This window comes from Marinifilum sp. JC120, from assembly GCA_004923195.1.
Taxonomy (GTDB): domain Bacteria; phylum Desulfobacterota; class Desulfovibrionia; order Desulfovibrionales; family Desulfovibrionaceae; genus Maridesulfovibrio.
On record RDSB01000264.1, the window covers coordinates 1 to 350 of the forward strand.

Here is a 350-nt window from a genome sequence, read left to right on the forward strand (position 1 = left end):
TTGATTGTTTTCGGCTCCCGAGAGGGTACTATCAAATCGTCTATTTGATGTTTCATATTGGAGATTTGATGATGCAGGAAAAAGAGGCCAAGACGGTGTTCGACATGGGGGGATTCTCCAAGGCGATGATCGTCCCTACCCCCATGGGTTCAGGGTTCCACCTCCACTTGGTGCGCTTTGGCAAAGCGGGTACCGAAGTCGTAGAACGGCAGCGTGGAGGCTGGCGGGTTTTCTCCTCCATCGATGCGGCTGCCAACACAGCCAACGGCATTGGTTTTCGCCGCATCGAGATAGACCTGAGCAGCCGCTAGGTCCGATATATCAGACTTTTGCCCAGCGCAGCAGGAGGG

General features: G+C 54.3%; 1 protein-coding gene. It reads left to right on the forward strand.

Annotated features, from left to right (window positions below; genetic code table 11):
- Nucleotides 1-71: 71 nt before the first annotated feature.
- Nucleotides 72-311, forward strand: coding sequence for a plasmid replication protein RepB (locus tag D0S45_21045; GenBank protein ID TIH01428.1), 240 nt, complete (start codon nt 72-74; stop codon nt 309-311).
- Nucleotides 312-350: the final 39 nt, after the last annotated feature.

Coding starts and splice junctions, on each gene's coding strand:
- D0S45_21045 (TIH01428.1), top strand. CDS start 72: ATGCAGGAAAAAGAGGCCAAGACGGTGTTCGACATGGGGGGATTCTCC.